Annotated in this window: 17 protein-coding genes; 11 read left to right on the top strand and 6 right to left on the bottom strand. The window is 69.3% G+C overall.

Annotated features, from left to right (window positions below):
* The first annotated feature begins 359 nt into the window (after window positions 1-359).
* A complete protein-coding gene (locus M2351_RS22515; RefSeq protein WP_264658289.1) occupies window positions 360-1,196 on the top strand; it encodes a coiled-coil domain-containing protein in 837 nt (278 codons plus the stop codon).
* 13 nt (window positions 1,197-1,209) lie between these two features.
* Here M2351_RS22515 and M2351_RS22510 read toward each other — a convergent pair whose 3' ends face one another.
* Window positions 1,210-1,419: a hypothetical protein gene (locus tag M2351_RS22510; RefSeq protein ID WP_264658288.1), complete on the bottom strand. Its 210-nt coding sequence runs from the start codon at window positions 1,417-1,419 to the stop codon at window positions 1,210-1,212.
* 196 nt (window positions 1,420-1,615) lie between these two features.
* On the opposite strand from M2351_RS22510, the gene M2351_RS22505 reads away from it, so the two are divergent.
* The gene (locus M2351_RS22505) at window positions 1,616-2,632 is read left to right on the top strand and encodes an alpha/beta hydrolase family protein (protein WP_264658287.1); all 1,017 of its coding nucleotides are present in this window, start codon (window positions 1,616-1,618) and stop codon (window positions 2,630-2,632) included.
* Between the two features lie 22 nt (window positions 2,633-2,654).
* Here M2351_RS22505 and M2351_RS22500 read toward each other — a convergent pair whose 3' ends face one another.
* From M2351_RS22500 to M2351_RS22485, 4 genes are all read right to left on the bottom strand, one after another.
* Complete coding sequence (locus tag M2351_RS22500) at window positions 2,655-4,295, bottom strand: acyl-CoA dehydrogenase family protein (protein ID WP_264658286.1); 1,641 nt, start codon at window positions 4,293-4,295, stop codon at window positions 2,655-2,657.
* A gap of 2 nt (window positions 4,296-4,297) precedes the next feature.
* Window positions 4,298-5,515 carry a CoA transferase gene (locus tag M2351_RS22495; RefSeq protein ID WP_264658285.1) on the bottom strand — a complete coding sequence of 406 codons (1,218 nt, stop codon included), beginning with the start codon at window positions 5,513-5,515 and terminating at the stop codon, window positions 4,298-4,300.
* A gap of 159 nt (window positions 5,516-5,674) precedes the next feature.
* Entirely contained in the window at window positions 5,675-6,673 is a 999-nt protein-coding gene (locus M2351_RS22490) for a TRAP transporter substrate-binding protein (protein WP_264658284.1), read from the bottom strand.
* 31 nt (window positions 6,674-6,704) lie between these two features.
* Window positions 6,705-7,682, bottom strand: a complete 978-nt coding sequence (locus M2351_RS22485) for a LysR family transcriptional regulator (RefSeq protein WP_264658283.1) — start codon at window positions 7,680-7,682, stop codon at window positions 6,705-6,707.
* A gap of 132 nt (window positions 7,683-7,814) precedes the next feature.
* Here M2351_RS22485 and M2351_RS22480 point away from each other — a divergent pair, with 132 nt between their 5' ends.
* The 6 genes from M2351_RS22480 (at window position 7,815) to M2351_RS22455 (ending at window position 13,429) form a co-directional block, all read left to right on the top strand.
* On the top strand, window positions 7,815-8,984 hold the full coding sequence (locus M2351_RS22480) for an acyl-CoA dehydrogenase family protein (RefSeq protein ID WP_264658282.1): 1,170 nt from the start codon (window positions 7,815-7,817) through the stop codon (window positions 8,982-8,984).
* Between the two features lie 3 nt (window positions 8,985-8,987).
* Window positions 8,988-10,115 carry a CaiB/BaiF CoA transferase family protein gene (locus M2351_RS22475; protein WP_264658281.1) on the top strand — a complete coding sequence of 376 codons (1,128 nt, stop codon included), beginning with the start codon at window positions 8,988-8,990 and terminating at the stop codon, window positions 10,113-10,115.
* Window positions 10,112-10,948 carry an FAS1-like dehydratase domain-containing protein gene (locus M2351_RS22470; RefSeq protein WP_264658280.1) on the top strand — a complete coding sequence of 279 codons (837 nt, stop codon included), beginning with the start codon at window positions 10,112-10,114 and terminating at the stop codon, window positions 10,946-10,948. The genes M2351_RS22475 and M2351_RS22470 overlap by 4 nt, the downstream gene beginning before the upstream one ends.
* On the top strand, window positions 10,948-11,643 hold the full coding sequence (locus M2351_RS22465; protein WP_264658279.1) for a class I SAM-dependent methyltransferase: 696 nt from the start codon (window positions 10,948-10,950) through the stop codon (window positions 11,641-11,643). Before M2351_RS22470 ends, M2351_RS22465 begins: the two co-directional genes overlap by 1 nt.
* The gene (gene ripC, locus M2351_RS22460; protein ID WP_264658278.1) at window positions 11,640-12,470 is read left to right on the top strand and encodes an itaconate degradation C-C-lyase RipC; all 831 of its coding nucleotides are present in this window, start codon (window positions 11,640-11,642) and stop codon (window positions 12,468-12,470) included. The genes M2351_RS22465 and ripC overlap by 4 nt, the downstream gene beginning before the upstream one ends.
* A gap of 302 nt (window positions 12,471-12,772) precedes the next feature.
* Complete coding sequence (locus M2351_RS22455; RefSeq protein ID WP_264658277.1) at window positions 12,773-13,429, top strand: MarC family protein; 657 nt, start codon at window positions 12,773-12,775, stop codon at window positions 13,427-13,429.
* A gap of 7 nt (window positions 13,430-13,436) precedes the next feature.
* Here the strand turns inward: M2351_RS22455 and M2351_RS22450 are convergent, their stop codons facing one another.
* Complete coding sequence (locus tag M2351_RS22450; protein WP_264658276.1) at window positions 13,437-13,865, bottom strand: hypothetical protein; 429 nt, start codon at window positions 13,863-13,865, stop codon at window positions 13,437-13,439.
* A gap of 375 nt (window positions 13,866-14,240) precedes the next feature.
* Between M2351_RS22450 and M2351_RS22445 the strand changes: the two genes are divergently transcribed.
* The 3 genes from M2351_RS22445 to pqqA are packed head-to-tail and all read left to right on the top strand — an operon-like array spanning window position 14,241 to window position 16,002.
* Window positions 14,241-15,530: a PQQ-dependent sugar dehydrogenase gene (locus tag M2351_RS22445; protein WP_264658275.1), complete on the top strand. Its 1,290-nt coding sequence runs from the start codon at window positions 14,241-14,243 to the stop codon at window positions 15,528-15,530.
* A 16-nt stretch (window positions 15,531-15,546) separates the two neighbouring features.
* The gene (locus M2351_RS22440; protein ID WP_264658274.1) at window positions 15,547-15,882 is read left to right on the top strand and encodes a c-type cytochrome; all 336 of its coding nucleotides are present in this window, start codon (window positions 15,547-15,549) and stop codon (window positions 15,880-15,882) included.
* Window positions 15,883-15,921: 39 nt separating this feature from the next.
* Window positions 15,922-16,002: a pyrroloquinoline quinone precursor peptide PqqA gene (pqqA, locus tag M2351_RS22435; RefSeq protein WP_319801922.1), complete on the top strand. Its 81-nt coding sequence runs from the start codon at window positions 15,922-15,924 to the stop codon at window positions 16,000-16,002.
* Window positions 16,003-16,077 lie beyond the last annotated feature (75 nt).

The raw sequence follows: 16,077 nt of genomic DNA, 5'->3' as shown, positions 1-16,077 counted from the left end.
TCTCCACATCGTCCACAGTCTTCGAGAGATCAACTTGCTTTTTAACGAAAAGCCTTTTGATCCGGCCTTTGGTCTTCCCTGAGAAAACCGATCGAAACCCGTACTGTCAATCATTGGTGTTACTACGAACGGAAAAGCATAGGCCCGGCGTTAAACCCGCTTTAAACCGGATTAACAGTCAGCTCTTTTGCCGATTTGCCCGAAAACTCGCCCGAAAATTGAGGCAAAAGCCCGCAACCGGAATAGGGGCAAGCCGCCGTGGCAGCCTGCGCGCTTCCACCTTCAAAAAAGGTTCCTGTGCGGACGCCGCGCGACGCGCTATTCTAACGTGTTAGGCAGGCTTACCGGGGTGCGCCGTGATGACCGACATGATGACCACGCCCAATGGCCCTGGGATCAATGGCGAGGAACCGTCGCGCCGTCCCGTGGCCTCGGCGGTGCCGCCGCCCGCGCCTCGCACGCGGGCCAAGGCGCCGGCCACCAACACGGCGCAGCTGCTCCGGTCCCATGGGGAGCAGATCGCCACGCTGGGCGAGCAGCTGGCCAAGGCCGAGTCGGCGGCGGAGAGCGAGCGGGCGGAACGGCTGCGCGTCGTCGCCGAGCACGCCGCCGACCGGGAGCGCTGGCGCGAGACCATCACCCAGGCCGAGCATGCCCGCGAGGCCGAGGTCGTGCGCTTGCACGAGGGCCACGCGGCGGACCGCGAGCGCGTCACCGCCCTGGTTGAGCAGCTGATCGCCGAGACCGCAACGCGCGAGCAGGACCTGAGCCACGCCCTTCAGGACGCCGAACAGCGCCTGTCGGACACCACGGCGGAGATTGCCGCCCTGCGCACCGCCCACGCGGTGGCGCTCGACCGGCTCCAGGCCGACCGCGAGGCGGAGCGCCAGCGGATCGGCGACCTCGTGGCCCAGCTGATCGCCGACACCGAAGCCCGGGAGCAGGTCTTCACCCAACGACTTGCCGACGCGGAGAACGAGCGCGATGAGGCCCGGGAGGCGGAAGGCCGCGAACGGCAGCGCGCGTCGGAGCTGGCCGGGAAGGTCGAACGCCTGATGGGCACGCTCGACGGGCTGCGCCAGGACCGCGAGGCGGAGGTCGCCGCCTATGAGACCATGCGCGACCAGTGCCGCATCCTGGCGGCCGAGCTGCAACGGCTCCGCCGCCCCTGGTGGCGGCGCCTCTTCACGCGCTGACGCTCGCGCACCGTCACTCCGCCGGCTTGGAGTCCTTCTCATCGTCCCCGCCGCGGAAGGGCGAGGTCGCCACATGGGCGGTCGCCGAGACGACGTCGCCCGCGACGCTGACGGCCGACCCCGCCACGCTGGCCGCGGTGTCGACCGTGGCGACCACGACCCCACAGCCGGACAGTACCATCGCGACGGCGAACAGGGCGGCGGGAAGGGAAAGGCGCAACATATCGTGTCCTTGGCGTGATAGGTCAGGCCATGATGCCTCGAACCGCCGAGGCGCGGCGGTGACCAAACGGTGAAGCTTGTGGTTCCCGGCGCATCTTGCCATTGCCGGGCGCTTGTCCATCTTCAGAGGTTCAGCGTTGGGCATCAAGCATAGCCTGAAAACAGCGTAGCCTAAAACGGCACGGGGAGTCGGATTGATGCGGCGGTTCTGGTGGTTCCTGGCAATCGCGCTGATCGGCGCCCCGTCGCTGGCAAAAGCCGAAACGCCGGCTCAGTTCCGCGCGGCGGCGGCGCAGGTCGTGTATCCCGACCCGGCGACCGGGACGCAGGTGCCCGTCTTCCTGGCCTATCCCACCCGCGATCCCGTCCAGCCGATCCGCCGCGGCCCATACCACATCAACGTGGCACCGGAAGGCGCGCCGGCGCTGACCACCATGCCGCTGGTGCTGATCACCCAGGGGCCGTCGCGCAACAGCTTCGCCATGGTCGACATCGCGCTGTTCCTGGCGCGCCGCGGCATGATCACCGCGACCGTGGCCCACATCGGCGGCGGGGACCCGAACGCGTCCGGCGGCGACGTGCGGATCGGCACCCGGCCCCTGTGGGCGGAGCTTCCCGACCAGCTCCGCGCGGCGCTGGACGCCGTGCTGGACTCCTCCCCCATCGGCTGGCGGGCGGACCGGGCGCGCATCGGCGTGGTCGGCTTCGGCCCCGGCGGCTACGCCGCGCTGGTCGCCGGCGGTGCGGTCGCCGACCTCGGCCGCGTTGCCAAGCTCTGCGGGCCGGACGCGGAGCGCAACACCCTGTGCCCGTCCGGTGCCAAGCCCGTCGTCGCCTCCACGCCCTCACCGACGAAGGCCGCCGACCCGCGCATCCGCTCGCTGGTGCTGATGGACCCGGTCGGCACGCTGTTCGGCGACGGAGCGCTCGCCGGCGTGACTCTGCCGGTCCGCCTCTACCGGGCCGAGAAGGGCGACGACGCCGGCATGATGGAGATCGACCGCCTCGCCGCCCAACTGCCGGGAGCCCCGGAGGTGCAGGTCGTGCCCGGCGCCGGCCACTACGCCTTCATGACCCCGGTCCCGGCCAGCGCCGCCGCCCGCATCGGCCCCCCCGCCCAGGACCCGCCCGGCTTCGACCGCGGCGCTTTCCACGACCGCCTGAACGACGAAATCCTCGACTTCTTCCGCCGCACCCTGCCACCGACGCGGTGAGTCCCCCAACGGGAGCCGTCGGTCAATTCCTCCCGGTCAGCAAACCGCGGGCGATCACCTGGGCCTGGATCTCGGCCGCCCCTTCGAAGATCGACAGGATGCGCGCGTCGCACAGGACGCGGCTGATCGGGTATTCCAGGGCGTAGCCGTTGCCGCCGTGGATTTGCAGGGCGGCGTCGGCATTGCTCCAGGCGACGCGGGCGGCCAGCAGCTTGGCCATGCCGGCCTCCACGTCGCAGCGCCGGCCGCTGTCCTTCTCGCGCGCCGCGAAGTAGGCGAGCTGGCGGGCCATCATCGTCTCCGCCGCCATCCAGGCGATCTTGGCGTGCACGCGCGGGAAGGCGAGGATCGGCTTGCTGAACTGGCTGCGCTGGTGCGCGTAGGCGGTGCCCAGCTCCAGCGCGTTCTGCGCCACGCCCAGCGCGCGGGCGGCGGTCTGGATGCGGGCGCTCTCGAAGGTCTCCATCAGCTGCTTGAAGCCCTGGCCCTCCACCCCGCCGAGCAGCGCGTCGGCCGGCACTTCGAAGCCGTCGAAGGCGATCTCGTACTCCTTCATGCCGCGATAGCCCAGCACCGGGATCTCCGTGCCGCTCATGCCCGCGGCCGGGAAGGGGTCGTCCTCCGTCCCGCGCGGCTTCTCGGCCAGCAGCATGGACAGTCCGGCGTAGCCGTCCGTGCCCGGGTCGGTGCGCACCAGCAGCGTCATCAGGTCGGACCGCGCGCCGTGGGTGATCCAGGTCTTGGCCCCGAACACGCGGTAGACGTCCCCGTCGCGCACCGCCCGCGTGCGCAAGCTGCCAAGGTCGGATCCCGTGTTGGGCTCCGTGAACACCGCGGTCGGCAGGATCTCGCCGGACGCGATGCGCGGCAGCCAGCGTTCCTTCTGCGCCGCCGTGCCGCCCAGCCGGATCAGCTCCGCCGCGATCTCCGCCCGCGTGCCGAGCGAGCCGACGCCGAGGTAGGCGCGGCTCAGCACCTCCGACACCAGGCACATGGCGATCTTGCCGAGGCCCAGGCCGCCATGCTCCTCCGGCACCGTCAGGCCGAAGACGCCCAGGGCGGCCATCTTCTCCACAAGCTCCAGCGGGATCAGCACGTCGCGCCGGTGGATGTCCTGGGCCAGCGGCGCCACCTCCGCGTCGGCGAAGCGGGTGAACTGGCCGTGCATCATCTCCAGCGTCTCGTCGCCGAGCGCCAGCGCGCCGTATCGCCCTTCCTCCGCCGCATGGCCGAGCAGCCGCCGCGCGCCCTCCAGCGCCGCCGGTTCGGCGAGCCCCGCCAGACCGGACTCCGCGACGAAGCGGGCCACGGCGTCGGCCGGGATGCCCAGGTCCGACGGGCGGACGACCTCCACCTGGCTCATGGGGATGCCGCCGGCCAGCTGGCCCAGATACTCGGCGAAGCCCAGCCGCAGGATGGCGGCCTCCGCGTCGCCAAGCGCCCCTTCCTTCGCCAACCCCTCCGCCCAGGCGAGCGTCTGGCGGAGCGCGGCGACGTAGGTCGCCTGCCACGCCAACCCATGGGCGGCGAACTGGTGGGTTTCCAGCTTGCGGGCGTCCGGGCGCCTGTCGGTCGTCACCAGCGCGGCGACGGCGCGCCGCCCTTCCGTCCCCAGCGTTTCGGCGGCGGCCAGCGCGGCGCGGCAGGCGTTCAGCAGATCCATGATCACTCCTCCACCGCGCCGGCAACGACGCCGGTGTCGTGCAAGCGGCCGATCTCGGCCGCGGACAGGCCCAGCAGATCGGCCAGGACCGCGTCCGTGTGCTCGCCCAGCCGTGGGGCCGGGCGCACGTCGCCGCGCGGCACCGCGCCGAAGGCCAGCGGCGATCCCGGCATCAGGTGGCGCCCGACGCCGGGCTGCTCCACCTCCTGGAACAGCGGGTTGGCGGTGGAGCAGCGTGGGTCCTCCGCCACTAGCTGGCCGAAGTCCTGGTAAGGCCCCCACAGCACGCCCGTGCCCTCGAACGCCGCGCGGATCTCCTCCAGCCGGCGCGCGGCGAACCAGGGGGCGAGCACGGCGGCGATGGCGTCGCGCGCCTGGAACCGCCCGCCCTCGTCGTCCATGTCCACGCCCATCAGCGGGCCGATCATGGCGAGCTTCTCGGCCAGCCCCGTCGCCTTGCCCAGCGCCCGCCACTGCCGGTTGGAGATGGCGACGACCATCGCCCGCCGCCCGTCGCCGGTCGCGAAGTCGCGCCCATAGGCGCCGTACAGGTCGTTGCCCATGGGCGGGCGCACGGCCCCGTTCACCTGGACGTCGCCGACGTAGCCCAGGTTGCCAACCGTCGCCAGCATGACGTCGGCCAGCGACAGCGTCACCTCCTGCCCCCGCCCGGTCAGGCGCCTCTGCCGCTCGGCCGCCAGCAGCCCGGTGGCGAGGTAGAGGCCGGCCGCCACGTCCCAGGCCGGCAGCACGTGATTGACGGGGCCATCCCCGCGCCCGGTCGCCATGGGGAAGCCGCTGGCGCAGTTCACCGTGTAGTCCACGGCCGACGACCCGTCCGGGTTGCCGGTCAGCCGCAGCATGATCAGGTCCGGCCGCGCCTGCGACAGCGCCTCATAGCTCATCCAACCGCTGGCCGGCAGGTTGGTCAGCAGGAATCCGGCGTTCTCGCCCTGCGCCGTGATAATCGCCCGCGCGATCTCCTTCCCCTCCGGCTTGTCGAGTGCCAGCGCGACCGACCGTTTGGCCTTGTTCAGGCCCGTCCAGTAGAGGCTGGAGCCCTGCTGGCTGAGCGGCCAGCGCCGGTAATCGATGTTGCCCCCGATGGGGTCGATGCGGATCACATCCGCGCCAAGCTGCGCCAACGTCATGCCGCCGAGCGGCGCCGCGATGAAGGCCGTTACCTCGACCACGCGCAAACCGGAGAGAAGGGGTGTCATGGGGATCATTTCTCCCTCTCCCCTCTGGGGAGAGGGGCGGGGTGAGGGGGTTGCAGGGAGACTGGAAAGTTCGGCAAATGCTGGACCCCCTCACCCTAACCCTCTCCCCAGAGGGGAGAGGGAATTGAAGGGCGGGAGAGGGGATTGAGGGAATCAGGCTCACTGCCCCGCCACGTTCGTCTCCTTGTAGATCGCGTCGATCAGGTCCTTGCCGACGCGCGATTCCATCTCCTTGTGGACGGGCAGAAGGGCGGTGCGCAGGGCCTTCTTCTGCTCGGGCGTCGGGGTAATGATCTCCGACTTGCCGCTGGCCTTGATGGCGGCCAACGCGTCGTCGTTCTCCTTCTGGGCGATGTCGTTGGCGAGCTTGGTCGACTCCTTCATCGCGCGCTCAAGCTGCGTGCGGATGTCGGCGGGCAGGCCTTCCCAGAACTTCTTGTTGGTGATGACCGCGTAGCCGATGTAGCCGTGGTTGGTCACCGTCACGTATTTCTGCACCTCGTGCATCTTCTGGGTGTAGACGTTGGACGGCGTGTTCTCGTTGCCGTCCACGACGCCGGTCTGCATGGCCTGATAGACCTCCGAGAAGGCCATGACCTGCGGCAGGGCGCCCAGCGCCCGCATCTGCGATTCCAGCACCTTCGACGACTGGATACGCAGCTTCACGCCCTTGTAGTCGTCGGGCTTCACCAGCGGCTTGTTGGCGGTCATCACCTTGAAGCCGTTGTCCCAATAGGCCAGCCCCTTGATGCCCTTGCTTTCCAGCTTCTGGAACAGCTTCTGGCCGACCGGGCCGTCCTCGACCCGCTGAAGCGCCGCTTGGTCCGGGAAGATGTAGGGCAGGTCGAAGGCTTCGAACTCCTTCACGCCCAGCGGGCCGAACTTGGCCAGCGACGGGGCGAGCATCTGCACGGCGCCCAGCTGCAACGCCTCCAGCTCCTCCTTGTCCTTGTAGAGCTGGCTGTTGGGGTAGACCTCCACCTTCACCTTGCCGTCGGTGTACTTCTCGGCCAGTTCCTTGAACTTGTCCGCACCCTTGCCCTTCGGCGTGTCGGGCGTCACCACATGGCTGAACTTGATGACGATCGGGTCCGCGAACGCCGAGGTTGCGGCGAGCGCCAGGGCGGCGCCCAGGGTCAAAGCAGCAAGAGTCCGCATCGTTTCCTCCTGAATTTCTCGTTGGATTGGGTCAGGCCGCCGTGCTCCCCGATTCTTCGACGTCGGGTGAGGTCACAGCAGTTCTCGGAACTGTCCAGCGCAACGTCGCCGCCTGCGCCTGGATGAAGGCCAGCACCGCGCGCTCCAGCGCTTCGGACGCCGGGGTCGGGATGCGGTCGGGCGGGCGGGCCAGCACCAGCGAGCGGCGGATGGCCGGGACGACGGCGGCCGCACTCAGCCGCCCCTCCTCCATCAACGCCGACACGCAGGAGAAGGGCAGCAGCGTGCAGCCCTCGCCCATGCGCACCAGCTCGATCAGGGCCGGCAGGGCGTCCACCTCCAGGATCGGCTCGCTGGCGAGGTCGCGCTCCGCGAAGGCTTGGTCGACCAGCAGGCGCAGCCGGTGCGGCCGGGCGGGCAGGATCAGGCCCAGCCCCGCCACCTCCGCCAAATCCAGCTCCGCCAAGCCCACCTCCGATCCCGGGCCGAACCGCCCCGCGGGCCCCAGCAGCACCATGGATTCCTCCAGCAACGGCGTGGTCGCGAGGCTGCCCATGGTCTTGGTCTCGTACAGCACGGCGAGGTCCAGCCGGCCCGACAGCACCCATTCGTGGATCGACGCGCTGAAGCCCTCCACCAGATGCAGCCGCACCTTCGGCGCCTGCCGGCGGAAGCGCGCCGCCAGCCCCGGCAGCATCACGGACCCCAGCGAGGTCGGCGTGCCGAAGGTGACGGTGCCCGACGGTTCCATCTGGTAGGCCTGCACGGCGTCGCGCGCCGCCCCGACCTCCTTCAGCACGCGGCGGGCGTGCTCCATCAGCACCCGGCCGGCGGGCGTGGGGGTGACGCCCCAGCCATGCCGTTGCAACAGCTGGACGCCCAGTTCCTCCTCAAGCGACTTGATCTGGCGGGACAGGGCGGGCTGGGCGACCCGCAACACGGACGCGGCGCGCGACAGGCTTTGCAATTCCGCCACATGCAGGAAGTTGCCGAGCTGCCGAAAATCCATGCCGCAAACCTTCCGTTTGTCCCCATATCATACCGGAATAACCGTTATAAGATTTATTCCGTTGACGCATACCTTAACCGATCCCTACCATCCTGGAAAGCCCGAATTAGGACTGTTTCAGGAGGAAGAGACATGACCGTCCCTACCGCTGGGGATGAGACGTTCCCGGACATCCGTGACGCGGTGCGCAAGCTGTGCGCGCGCTTTCCCGGTGAATACTGGCGCAAGCTCGATGCGGACCGCGCCTACCCGACGGAGTTCGTGCGCGCGCTGACCGAAAGCGGCTTCCTGTCGGTGCTGATCCCGGAGGAATACGGCGGCTCCGGCCTTGGCCTGGGGGCGGCGACGGCGATCCTGGAGGAAATCCACCGCTCGGGCTGCAACGGCGGCGCCTGCCACGCGCAGATGTACACGATGGGCACCATCCTGCGGCACGGCAGCCCGGCGCAGAAGCAGGCCTACCTGCCGGGCATCGCGGAGGGCACGCTGCGCCTCCAGGCCTTCGGCGTGACGGAGCCGACCAGCGGCACCGACACCACCCGCATCCGCACCTTCGCCAAGCGCGAGGGCGACAAGTACATCGTCAACGGCCAGAAGGTCTGGATCTCGCGCGCCGAGCACAGCGACCTCATGCTCCTGCTCTGCCGCACCACGCCCCGTGACGAGGCCGCCAAGCCGACGGAGGGGATGAGCGTCCTGCTGGTGGACCTGCGCCAGGCGGTCGGCAATGGCCTGACCATCCGGCCGATCCGCACCATGATCAACCACGCCACCACCGAGCTGTTCTTCGACAACCTGGAGGTCCCGGCGGAAAACCTGATCGGGCAGGAGGGCAAGGGCTTCCGCTACATCCTGGACGGCATGAACGCGGAACGCATCCTGATCGCCTCGGAATGCATCGGCGACGCCCGCTTCTTCATCGACCGCGCCAGCGCCTACGCGCGGGAACGGGAGGTGTTCGGCCGGCCCATCGGCGCCAACCAGGGCATCCAGTTCCCCATCGCCCGCAACTACGTCGAAACCGAAGCGGCCAACCTGATGGTGCAGAAGGCGGCCAGCCTGTTCGACGCCGGCCAGCCTTGCGGCACCGAGGCCAACATGGGCAAGATGCTGGCGTCGGAGGCCTCCTGGCACGCCGCGGACACCTGTTTGCAGACGCACGGCGGCTTCGGCTTCGCCGAGGAATACGACATCGAGCGCAAGTTCCGCGAAACGCGCCTCTACCAAGTCGCCCCGATTTCGACAAACCTGATCCTCTCCCACGTGGGCACGCACGTGCTCCAGATGCCGAAGTCCTTCTGAGCCATGAGCAACCTTCCCCTGGACGGAGTCCTGGTCGTCGCGCTGGAACAGGCAGTGGCGGCCCCCTACTGCACCTCGCGCCTCGCCGACGCCGGCGCCCGCGTCATCAAAATCGAGCGGCCGGAGGGCGACTTCGCCCGCCACTACGACCACGTCGCCCACGGGGAAAGCGCCTATTTCGTCTGGCTCAACCGCGGCAAGGAATCGATCGTCCTCGACATCAAGGATGATGGGGACGTCGCCTTCCTGCACCGCGTTCTGGAGAAGGCCGACGTCTTCGTCCAGAACCTCGCGCCCGGTGCGGCGGAGCGTGCCGGATTCGGCTCCGCCACGCTGCGCGAGCGTCACCCGCGCCTGATCACCGTGGACATCAGCGGCTATGGCGAGGATGGCCCCTACCGCGACATGAAGGCCTACGACCTGCTGGTGCAGAGCGAGACGGGGCTGGCCGCCATCACCGGTGCGCCGGAGGCGCCGGGCCGTGTCGGCGTGTCGGTCGCCGACATCGCCTGCGGCATGTACGCCCACACCGCCGTGCTCCAGGCCCTGTTCGAGCGGGAACGGACGGGGAAGGGGCGCGGCATCGCCGTGTCGCTCTTCGACTCCATCGCCGACTGGATGACCGTGCCGCTGCTGCACCAGGACTATGGCGGGAAGGCGCCGCAGCGCGTCGGGCTGAACCACCCCTCCATCGCCCCCTACGGCGCTTTCGCCCTGTCGGACGGCCACACGGTGGTCATCTCCATCCAGAACGAGCGGGAGTGGAAGACCTTCTGTGCGGAGGTGCTGGAACAGCCGGACCTCGCCACCGACCCGCGCTTCGTCTCCAACACGCTGCGCGTCGCCAACCGGCCGGAGTTGGACGCCACGGTCGGCGCCTTCTTCGCGAAACTGGACCGCGCCCAGGCGACGGAGCGGCTGCGCCGGGCGCGCATCGCCTTCGGCTCGCTTAACAGCGTGGCCGACCTGTCGGCGCACAGCCAGCTGCGCCGCATCGAGGTCGACACCCCCACCGGACCGGTCAGCGCCGTCGCCCCGCCGCAGCGCTGGAACGGCGAGACCTTCCACCCCCGCCCGGTGCCCGCCATCGGCCAGCACACAGAAACTCTGCGCAAGGAGTTCGCCCCATGACTTTTGAAAGCCTGAAGGACTGGATCGGCCGCGAGGAAGAGCATCTGGACGTGGCCGCGGCGGCCCCGCTCGCCGGGCTGGCGGCGACGCTCGACCACCTCGACCCGCCCTGGCACGCGGGGGAGGTCCCGCCGCTCGGCCACTGGCTCTACTTCCTGCCCAAGGCGCCGCAGCGCGACATTTCGGAAGACGGCCACCCCAAGCGCGGCGGCTTCCTGCCGCCGGTACCGCTGCCGCGCCGCATGTGGGCCGGCAGCCAACTGGAGTTCGTCGCCCCGATCCGCACGGGAGAGGCGCTGCGCCGCCGCTCCACCATCGGCGACGTCCAGCACAAGAGCGGCCGGTCGGGCGAGATGGTCTTCGTGAAGGTCCTGCACGAGGTCTCCACCGAGGCCGGCCTCGCCATCCGCGAGGTGCACGACATCGTCTACCGAGAGGCCCCCAAGCCGGGCGAGGCTCCCCCGCCCTCCGAACCGTCCCCCGACGCCGTCTGGCGGCGTCCGATGGTGCCGGACCCGGTGCTGCTGTTCCGCTACTCCGCCATCACCTTCAATGGCCACCGCATCCACTACGACCGCAAGTATTGCGAGGAGGTGGAGGGCTACCCGGGCCTGATCGTCCATGGACCGCTGACCGCCACCCTGCTGGTCGACCTGTTCCTGCGCGAGAATCCGGGCGCACGGGTCACCGCCTTCCGCTTCCGCGCGCGCCGGCCGCTGTTCGACGTGCACCCCTTCACGCTCTGCGGCTCGCCGCGGGTCGGCGGGGCAACGCTCTGGGCGCTCGACCACACCGGCCAGGTCGCCATGAGCGCCGAGCTGGAGGCCGCCTGATGCGCCGCATGACACTGAAGGAAGCGCTGGTCGAGGTTCTGGATCCCAAGGGGCGGACGGTGGTGGACGTCGGCTGCGGCGACGGCTCCCTGACCCGCCACTTCGCCGGCGAGGGCGCCCAGGCCATCGGCATCGAGATCAGCGAGGACCAGCTGGCCCGCGCCCGCAAGGCCGACGCCGTCCTTGGCCCCGTCCCCGGCGCCAGCTACCGCGTCGGCCGGGGGGAGGCGCTGCCGCTGGACGACGCGTCGGTGGACGCCCTGGTCTTCTCCAACAGCTTCCACCACCTGCCGCTGCCGGTGATGTCCGACGCGCTCGCCGAGGCCGCGCGGGTGCTGAAGCCCCACGGCACGCTCGTGGTCGTGGAACCGATTGCAGACGGTCCCTACTTCGAGGCAGTGCGCCCCATCGAGGACGAGACGGAAGTTCGCGCCGCCGCCTATGACACGCTGAAGCACCCGCCGCTCCCCCTCGAACAGACGGACGAGACCGTCTACACGACGGTGGTGCGCCACGCCGACGCCGACCGTTTCATCACCCACGTCGTCGCCGTCGACCCCACCCGGCGCGACCGCCTGCCGGCGGTGGAGGCGGAGATGCGCCGCCGCTTCGCCGCGACCGGCCGGACCGAGCCGGACGGTGCGACCGCGTTCGACCAGCCCATGCGCCGCATGGTTTTCCGGAGGCTCCCATGAACCCGGCCCCCACCCGCCGCCGCAGCTGGCTGTTCACCCCGGCTACGAAACCCGACCGCTTCGACCGCGCGGCGGAGGCCGGGGCCGACGCTCTGATCGTGGACCTGGAGGACGCCGTCGCCCCCGCCGACAAGGCGGCGGCACGTCAAACGGCGCTCGACTGGATGGCGACGCCCCACGACGGCCGCATCGTCCGCGTCCTGCGAATCAACGCCCCCAACACCGCCTTCGGGCTGGAGGATCTGCTGGCGCTGGTCCGCTCCCCGGCCGAGCCCGACCTGATCCTGGTGCCGAAGACCGACTCGGCCGACACGCTGCGCCTGATCGACGGCCTGCTGACCGAATCCCGCAAGGCGACCCGCCTCGTAGCCCTGATCGAAAGCGCGCGCGGCGTCGCCCTGGCGGAATCCATCGCCCAGTCCACCCCCCGCCTCGACGCCCTGTTTTTCGGCGCCGCCGACCTCGCGGCGGATTTGGGTGCCGAGGTCGCGTGGGAACCGCTGCTGTCCGCCCGCTCCCGCGTGGTCAACGCCGCCGCGCTGGCCGGGATCGCCGCCATCGACTCCCCCTTCTTCGCCCTGGCCGACGAGGCCGGGCTTCGCGCGGAGGTCGCGGCGGCGGTCCGCATGGGCTTCACCGCCAAGGCGGCCATCCACCCCCGCCAGATCGCCCCCATCAACGAAGCCCTGACCCCGACACCGGAGCAGGTGGCCGAAGCCCGCCTGATCCTGGAGGAGAACGCCAAAGGCGTCGGCGTCATCGCCGGCCGCATGATCGACGAGGCCGTGGCGAGGAAGGCAAGGCGGGTTCTGGCCGCGGCGGGGTAAAAGCCCTCGCCCCTCTGGGGCGCAGAGCCGGCGGCTGAAGGCCGATTGAGCGCCGAAGGCGATCAAAGGCGGAGCGAGGTCGCGAGACTTGCGAGCGACCGGTTGGGTGAGGGGGCGCTCGAAGGGCGTCCAAGCGCTGCAATGAGCCTTGGTTGTCGGCCTGCGGCCGCCCCCTCATCCTAACCTTCTCCCCGGAGGGGAGAAGGAACAAGCCCCCCACCTAAAACCAAGCGGTGGCTTGCCAACACGCACACACCCCATGTACCACGGCGGACCACCTCTCCGCCGGACGACCCGCCCGCATGTTCGAAAGCTTCCTGCTCGCCTTTCCCGCCCTGTTCTCGATCGTAAACCCGATCGCCATGGCGCTGATCTTCAGCCAGGTCACGGCGGGGCGGAGCCCGCGGGAGCACATGCAGTTGGCGACGCTGGTCAGCGTCTATTCGGCCATCGTCATGCTGGTGGCGCTGTGGGCGGGAGCCTACGTGCTGAACTTCTTCGGCATCTCGCTGGCCGCGCTCCGCATCGCCGGCGGCTTCGTGGTGGCGGAACGCGCCTGGGCGCTGCTCTCCGCACCGGAGGAGCACGAGGCGCGCAAGCAGGAACAGGCCGCTCCGGCCGGCGCGGTGGAGGAGTCGGCCTTCTTCCCGCTGACCATCCCCTTCACCACGGGGCCGGGCACCATCTCCGTCTGCATCGCGCTGGGCGCCAACCGGCCGGCCGATCCGGCGGGGCTGCCCAGCTTCTTCTTCGGCGTGTCGGCGGCGGCGCTAGCGATCGCGGTGCTGATCTGGCTGTCCTACCGCTCCGCCGACCGGCTGGTCGCGCTGCTCGGGCCGACGCGCGCCCGCGTGCTGACGCGGCTGTTCGCTTTCCTGCTGTTCTGCGTCGGCGTCCAGATCCTGCTGAACGGCGCCAACGACGCGCTCGGCCCCCTGCTGGCGCAGCGCCCGCACTGACCCCCGCTCAGCCGGCGCGCTCGCCGTAGCAGTAGGTCGACCAGTCCACCTCCCGCTGGGCGAAGGGGACCGGGTCGATGCCCTCGCCCCCAGGCCCCGTCTCGTCCAGCCGGCCGTCGCGGTCGGCGTCGAAATAGTAGCGCTGCGTCCCGAAGTCGAAGATCAGGAAGGGCCGGCTCTCCAGCTGGTGCTCACAGGCGTTGTAGAAGGCGACCAGTTCGTTCGGCCCCTCCGGTTCCGTGACGTAGTAGAGGCCCTTGATGATCCGGCCATGGCCCTGCACCTGGGGGTCGGTCCGCGTGGACAGCCCGCTCAGGTCCGGCATGCCGCGGGTCTTTTCGAACGCCGCATAGCTGGCGTCGCCCGGACCCGGCCACAGAATGGGAAGCGTGGCCAGCGCGGACAGGCAGAACAGGATCGGGGGCGTCGGTGTCATACTGGGGGTCTCCACGGGAACGAGCATCGCGGCGCAATCCCTCCTTCCAACACCGGCGGCGGAAGGCCGGTTGCGCGGGCAAAAGGTCGGGCAACGCAAAAAAGCGGTGCCGGAACCCGATGGGGTCGACTCTTGCCGCCGTCCCCTTGATCAACAGTGGTATTGAGTTGCTGCGACATCTTGCAGCATTATTCTTGAACTGGAAGAAACGACGCGCCGAGCGCCTCGCACCTTTTGCCTACGCTTGTGAAGCCTTGCCACCCGGTCCCAGCGGCATCGGGGAAGGAGGCGTGCGCGCGCCGATCCAAAAAGTCCGTTGATCCAAACTAACAAAGCAAGCCCAACCAACAAGACGAGCGACGGGAGGAAATTGGAATGACGGTGAAGCATCGCATCTCAACTCTGCTCTGCGCGACGGCCTTAACCACGGCCATGACCGTGGCCTTGGCGGCGGGCGCGTCCGCGCAGTCCACCAACCAGCCCAGCAACCTGAACAAGCTGCAGGACTTCAAGACCACCGGCGCGCCGCTGCGCATCCAGACGGTGGAGCAGGGCGGCGCCCGCGCCGCGGCGATCCGCGAGAACCTGAAGCAGGTGAAGCTGCCGCCGGGCTTCAAGATCGACCTCTACGCCATCGTGCCCGACGCCCGCCACATGGCGGTCGGCACCAACGTGGGCGTGGTCTTCGTCGGCACGCGCAAGGCCGACGTCTGGGCGGTGACCGACCGCGCCAAGGCCCGCGTGGCCGACGAGGTGAAGCGCTTCGCCCCCTCCATCGACTTCAAGGTGCCGAACGGCGTCTGCTTCAGCAAGGACGGCTTCCTCTTCATCGCGGAGCACAACCGCGTCCTGGTCTTCCCCGCCGCCGAGTTCTTCTATGAAAGCCCGGACGTCGCGGTCGGCGTGGTCGCGGAAAAGCTGATCCCGACGGAGGAGGAATCCTTCAACCACGGGGCGCGCGTCTGCCGCATCGGCCCCGACGACAAGCTCTACGTGGCGCTCGGCCAGCCCTACAACGTGCCGCCACCGGAGAAGGCGAAGCTCTACAACGAGCAGGGCATCGGCGGCATCATCCGCATGGACCGCGACGGCAAGAACCGCGAGGTCTACGCCCGCGGCATCCGCAATTCGGTCGGCATGGACTTCAACCCGGCCAACGGCGAGCTGTGGTTCACCGACAACCAAGTGGACGGCATGGGCGACGACCAGCCGCCGGGCGAGCTGAACCGCGCCACCAAGATGGGCCAGCATTTCGGCTTCCCCTGGTACGGCGGCGGCATGGTCCGCACCGTGGAGTACAAGACCACCGAGCCGCCGAAGGACGCGGTCCCGCCGGTGGTGGAGATGGCCCCCCACGCCGCCGATCTCGGCATGACCTTCTACAGCGGCTCCATGTTCCCGGCGAAGTACAAGGGCGGCATCTTCGACGCCGAGCATGGTTCCTGGAACCGCACCAAGCCGGTCGGCGCGCGCATCATGTTCACCGAGGTGAAGCCCGACGGCACCAACGGCAAGACCGAGGTCTTCGCCGAGGGCTGGCTGAACGACAAGACCGGCGAGTATCTCGGGCGGCCGGTGGACGTCGTGCAGTATCTGGACGGTTCGCTGCTGGTGTCCGACGACCTGGCCGGCGCCGTCTACCGCATTTCCTACACCGGGCAGTGAGGTGAGGACGGTGCGGATGCGCAGTGCTTCAGCCTTTTGGGGTGCATTCGGCCTTGCGTTGACCCTTCTCGGTGCGGCCCCGGCCGGGGCTGCCGGCGACCGCGAGGCCGGGTCGGCCAAGGCGACGCAGTGCCAGACCTGCCACGGCCGCCAGGGCATGGCGACGATGCCCGGCGTGCCGAACCTCGCGGGGCAGAGCGACGTCTACCTGACGGCCCAGCTCAAGGCCTTCCGCGAGGGCGTTCGCAACAACGAGCAGATGTCCATCATCGCGAAAAGCCTGTCGGACGCCGACATCGAGAACCTCGCCGCCTATTTCTCGCAGATCAAGGTGACCGTCGGCTCCGATTGAGCGTTGACCATTCCGTTCATGACCCAGAGGAGGATGACCATGAAAGCGTGGCGCAAACCGAAGATCGTCGAAATCGCCGTCGGCACGGAGATCAACGCCTACGCCTGCGCGCGCCTTTAAAACGGCGCTTTCCGGGCTTCCTTGCGGGCGGGCGGCACGGCGTCCTGCCGGCCGTCTGCCCGCAAGGACTTCCCA

The organism is Azospirillum canadense (assembly GCF_025961225.1).
GTDB classification, from domain to species: domain Bacteria; phylum Pseudomonadota; class Alphaproteobacteria; order Azospirillales; family Azospirillaceae; genus Azospirillum; species Azospirillum canadense.
Note: the sequence above shows the minus strand (reverse complement) of the source record. Positions and strands in the feature narration are given on the sequence as shown.

Bases quoted from the DNA above. Each gene is read 5' to 3' on its own strand.
- M2351_RS22510 (WP_264658288.1), bottom strand. From the start codon at position 1,419: ATGTTGCGCCTTTCCCTTCCCGCCGCCCTGTTCGCCGTCGCGATGGTA.
- M2351_RS22480 (WP_264658282.1), top strand. From the start codon at position 7,815: ATGACCGTCCCTACCGCTGGGGATGAGACGTTCCCGGACATCCGTGAC.
- M2351_RS22450 (WP_264658276.1), bottom strand. From the start codon at position 13,865: ATGACACCGACGCCCCCGATCCTGTTCTGCCTGTCCGCGCTGGCCACG.
- M2351_RS22490 (WP_264658284.1), bottom strand. From the start codon at position 6,673: ATGCGGACTCTTGCTGCTTTGACCCTGGGCGCCGCCCTGGCGCTCGCC.
- M2351_RS22470 (WP_264658280.1), top strand. From the start codon at position 10,112: ATGACTTTTGAAAGCCTGAAGGACTGGATCGGCCGCGAGGAAGAGCAT.
- M2351_RS22445 (WP_264658275.1), top strand. From the start codon at position 14,241: ATGACGGTGAAGCATCGCATCTCAACTCTGCTCTGCGCGACGGCCTTA.
- M2351_RS22485 (WP_264658283.1), bottom strand. From the start codon at position 7,682: ATGGATTTTCGGCAGCTCGGCAACTTCCTGCATGTGGCGGAATTGCAA.
- ripC (WP_264658278.1), top strand. From the start codon at position 11,640: ATGAACCCGGCCCCCACCCGCCGCCGCAGCTGGCTGTTCACCCCGGCT.
- M2351_RS22465 (WP_264658279.1), top strand. From the start codon at position 10,948: ATGCGCCGCATGACACTGAAGGAAGCGCTGGTCGAGGTTCTGGATCCC.
- M2351_RS22440 (WP_264658274.1), top strand. From the start codon at position 15,547: ATGCGCAGTGCTTCAGCCTTTTGGGGTGCATTCGGCCTTGCGTTGACC.
- M2351_RS22495 (WP_264658285.1), bottom strand. From the start codon at position 5,515: ATGACACCCCTTCTCTCCGGTTTGCGCGTGGTCGAGGTAACGGCCTTC.
- M2351_RS22515 (WP_264658289.1), top strand. From the start codon at position 360: ATGACCGACATGATGACCACGCCCAATGGCCCTGGGATCAATGGCGAG.
- pqqA (WP_319801922.1), top strand. From the start codon at position 15,922: ATGAAAGCGTGGCGCAAACCGAAGATCGTCGAAATCGCCGTCGGCACG.
- M2351_RS22475 (WP_264658281.1), top strand. From the start codon at position 8,988: ATGAGCAACCTTCCCCTGGACGGAGTCCTGGTCGTCGCGCTGGAACAG.
- M2351_RS22505 (WP_264658287.1), top strand. From the start codon at position 1,616: ATGCGGCGGTTCTGGTGGTTCCTGGCAATCGCGCTGATCGGCGCCCCG.
- M2351_RS22500 (WP_264658286.1), bottom strand. From the start codon at position 4,295: ATGGATCTGCTGAACGCCTGCCGCGCCGCGCTGGCCGCCGCCGAAACG.
- M2351_RS22455 (WP_264658277.1), top strand. From the start codon at position 12,773: ATGTTCGAAAGCTTCCTGCTCGCCTTTCCCGCCCTGTTCTCGATCGTA.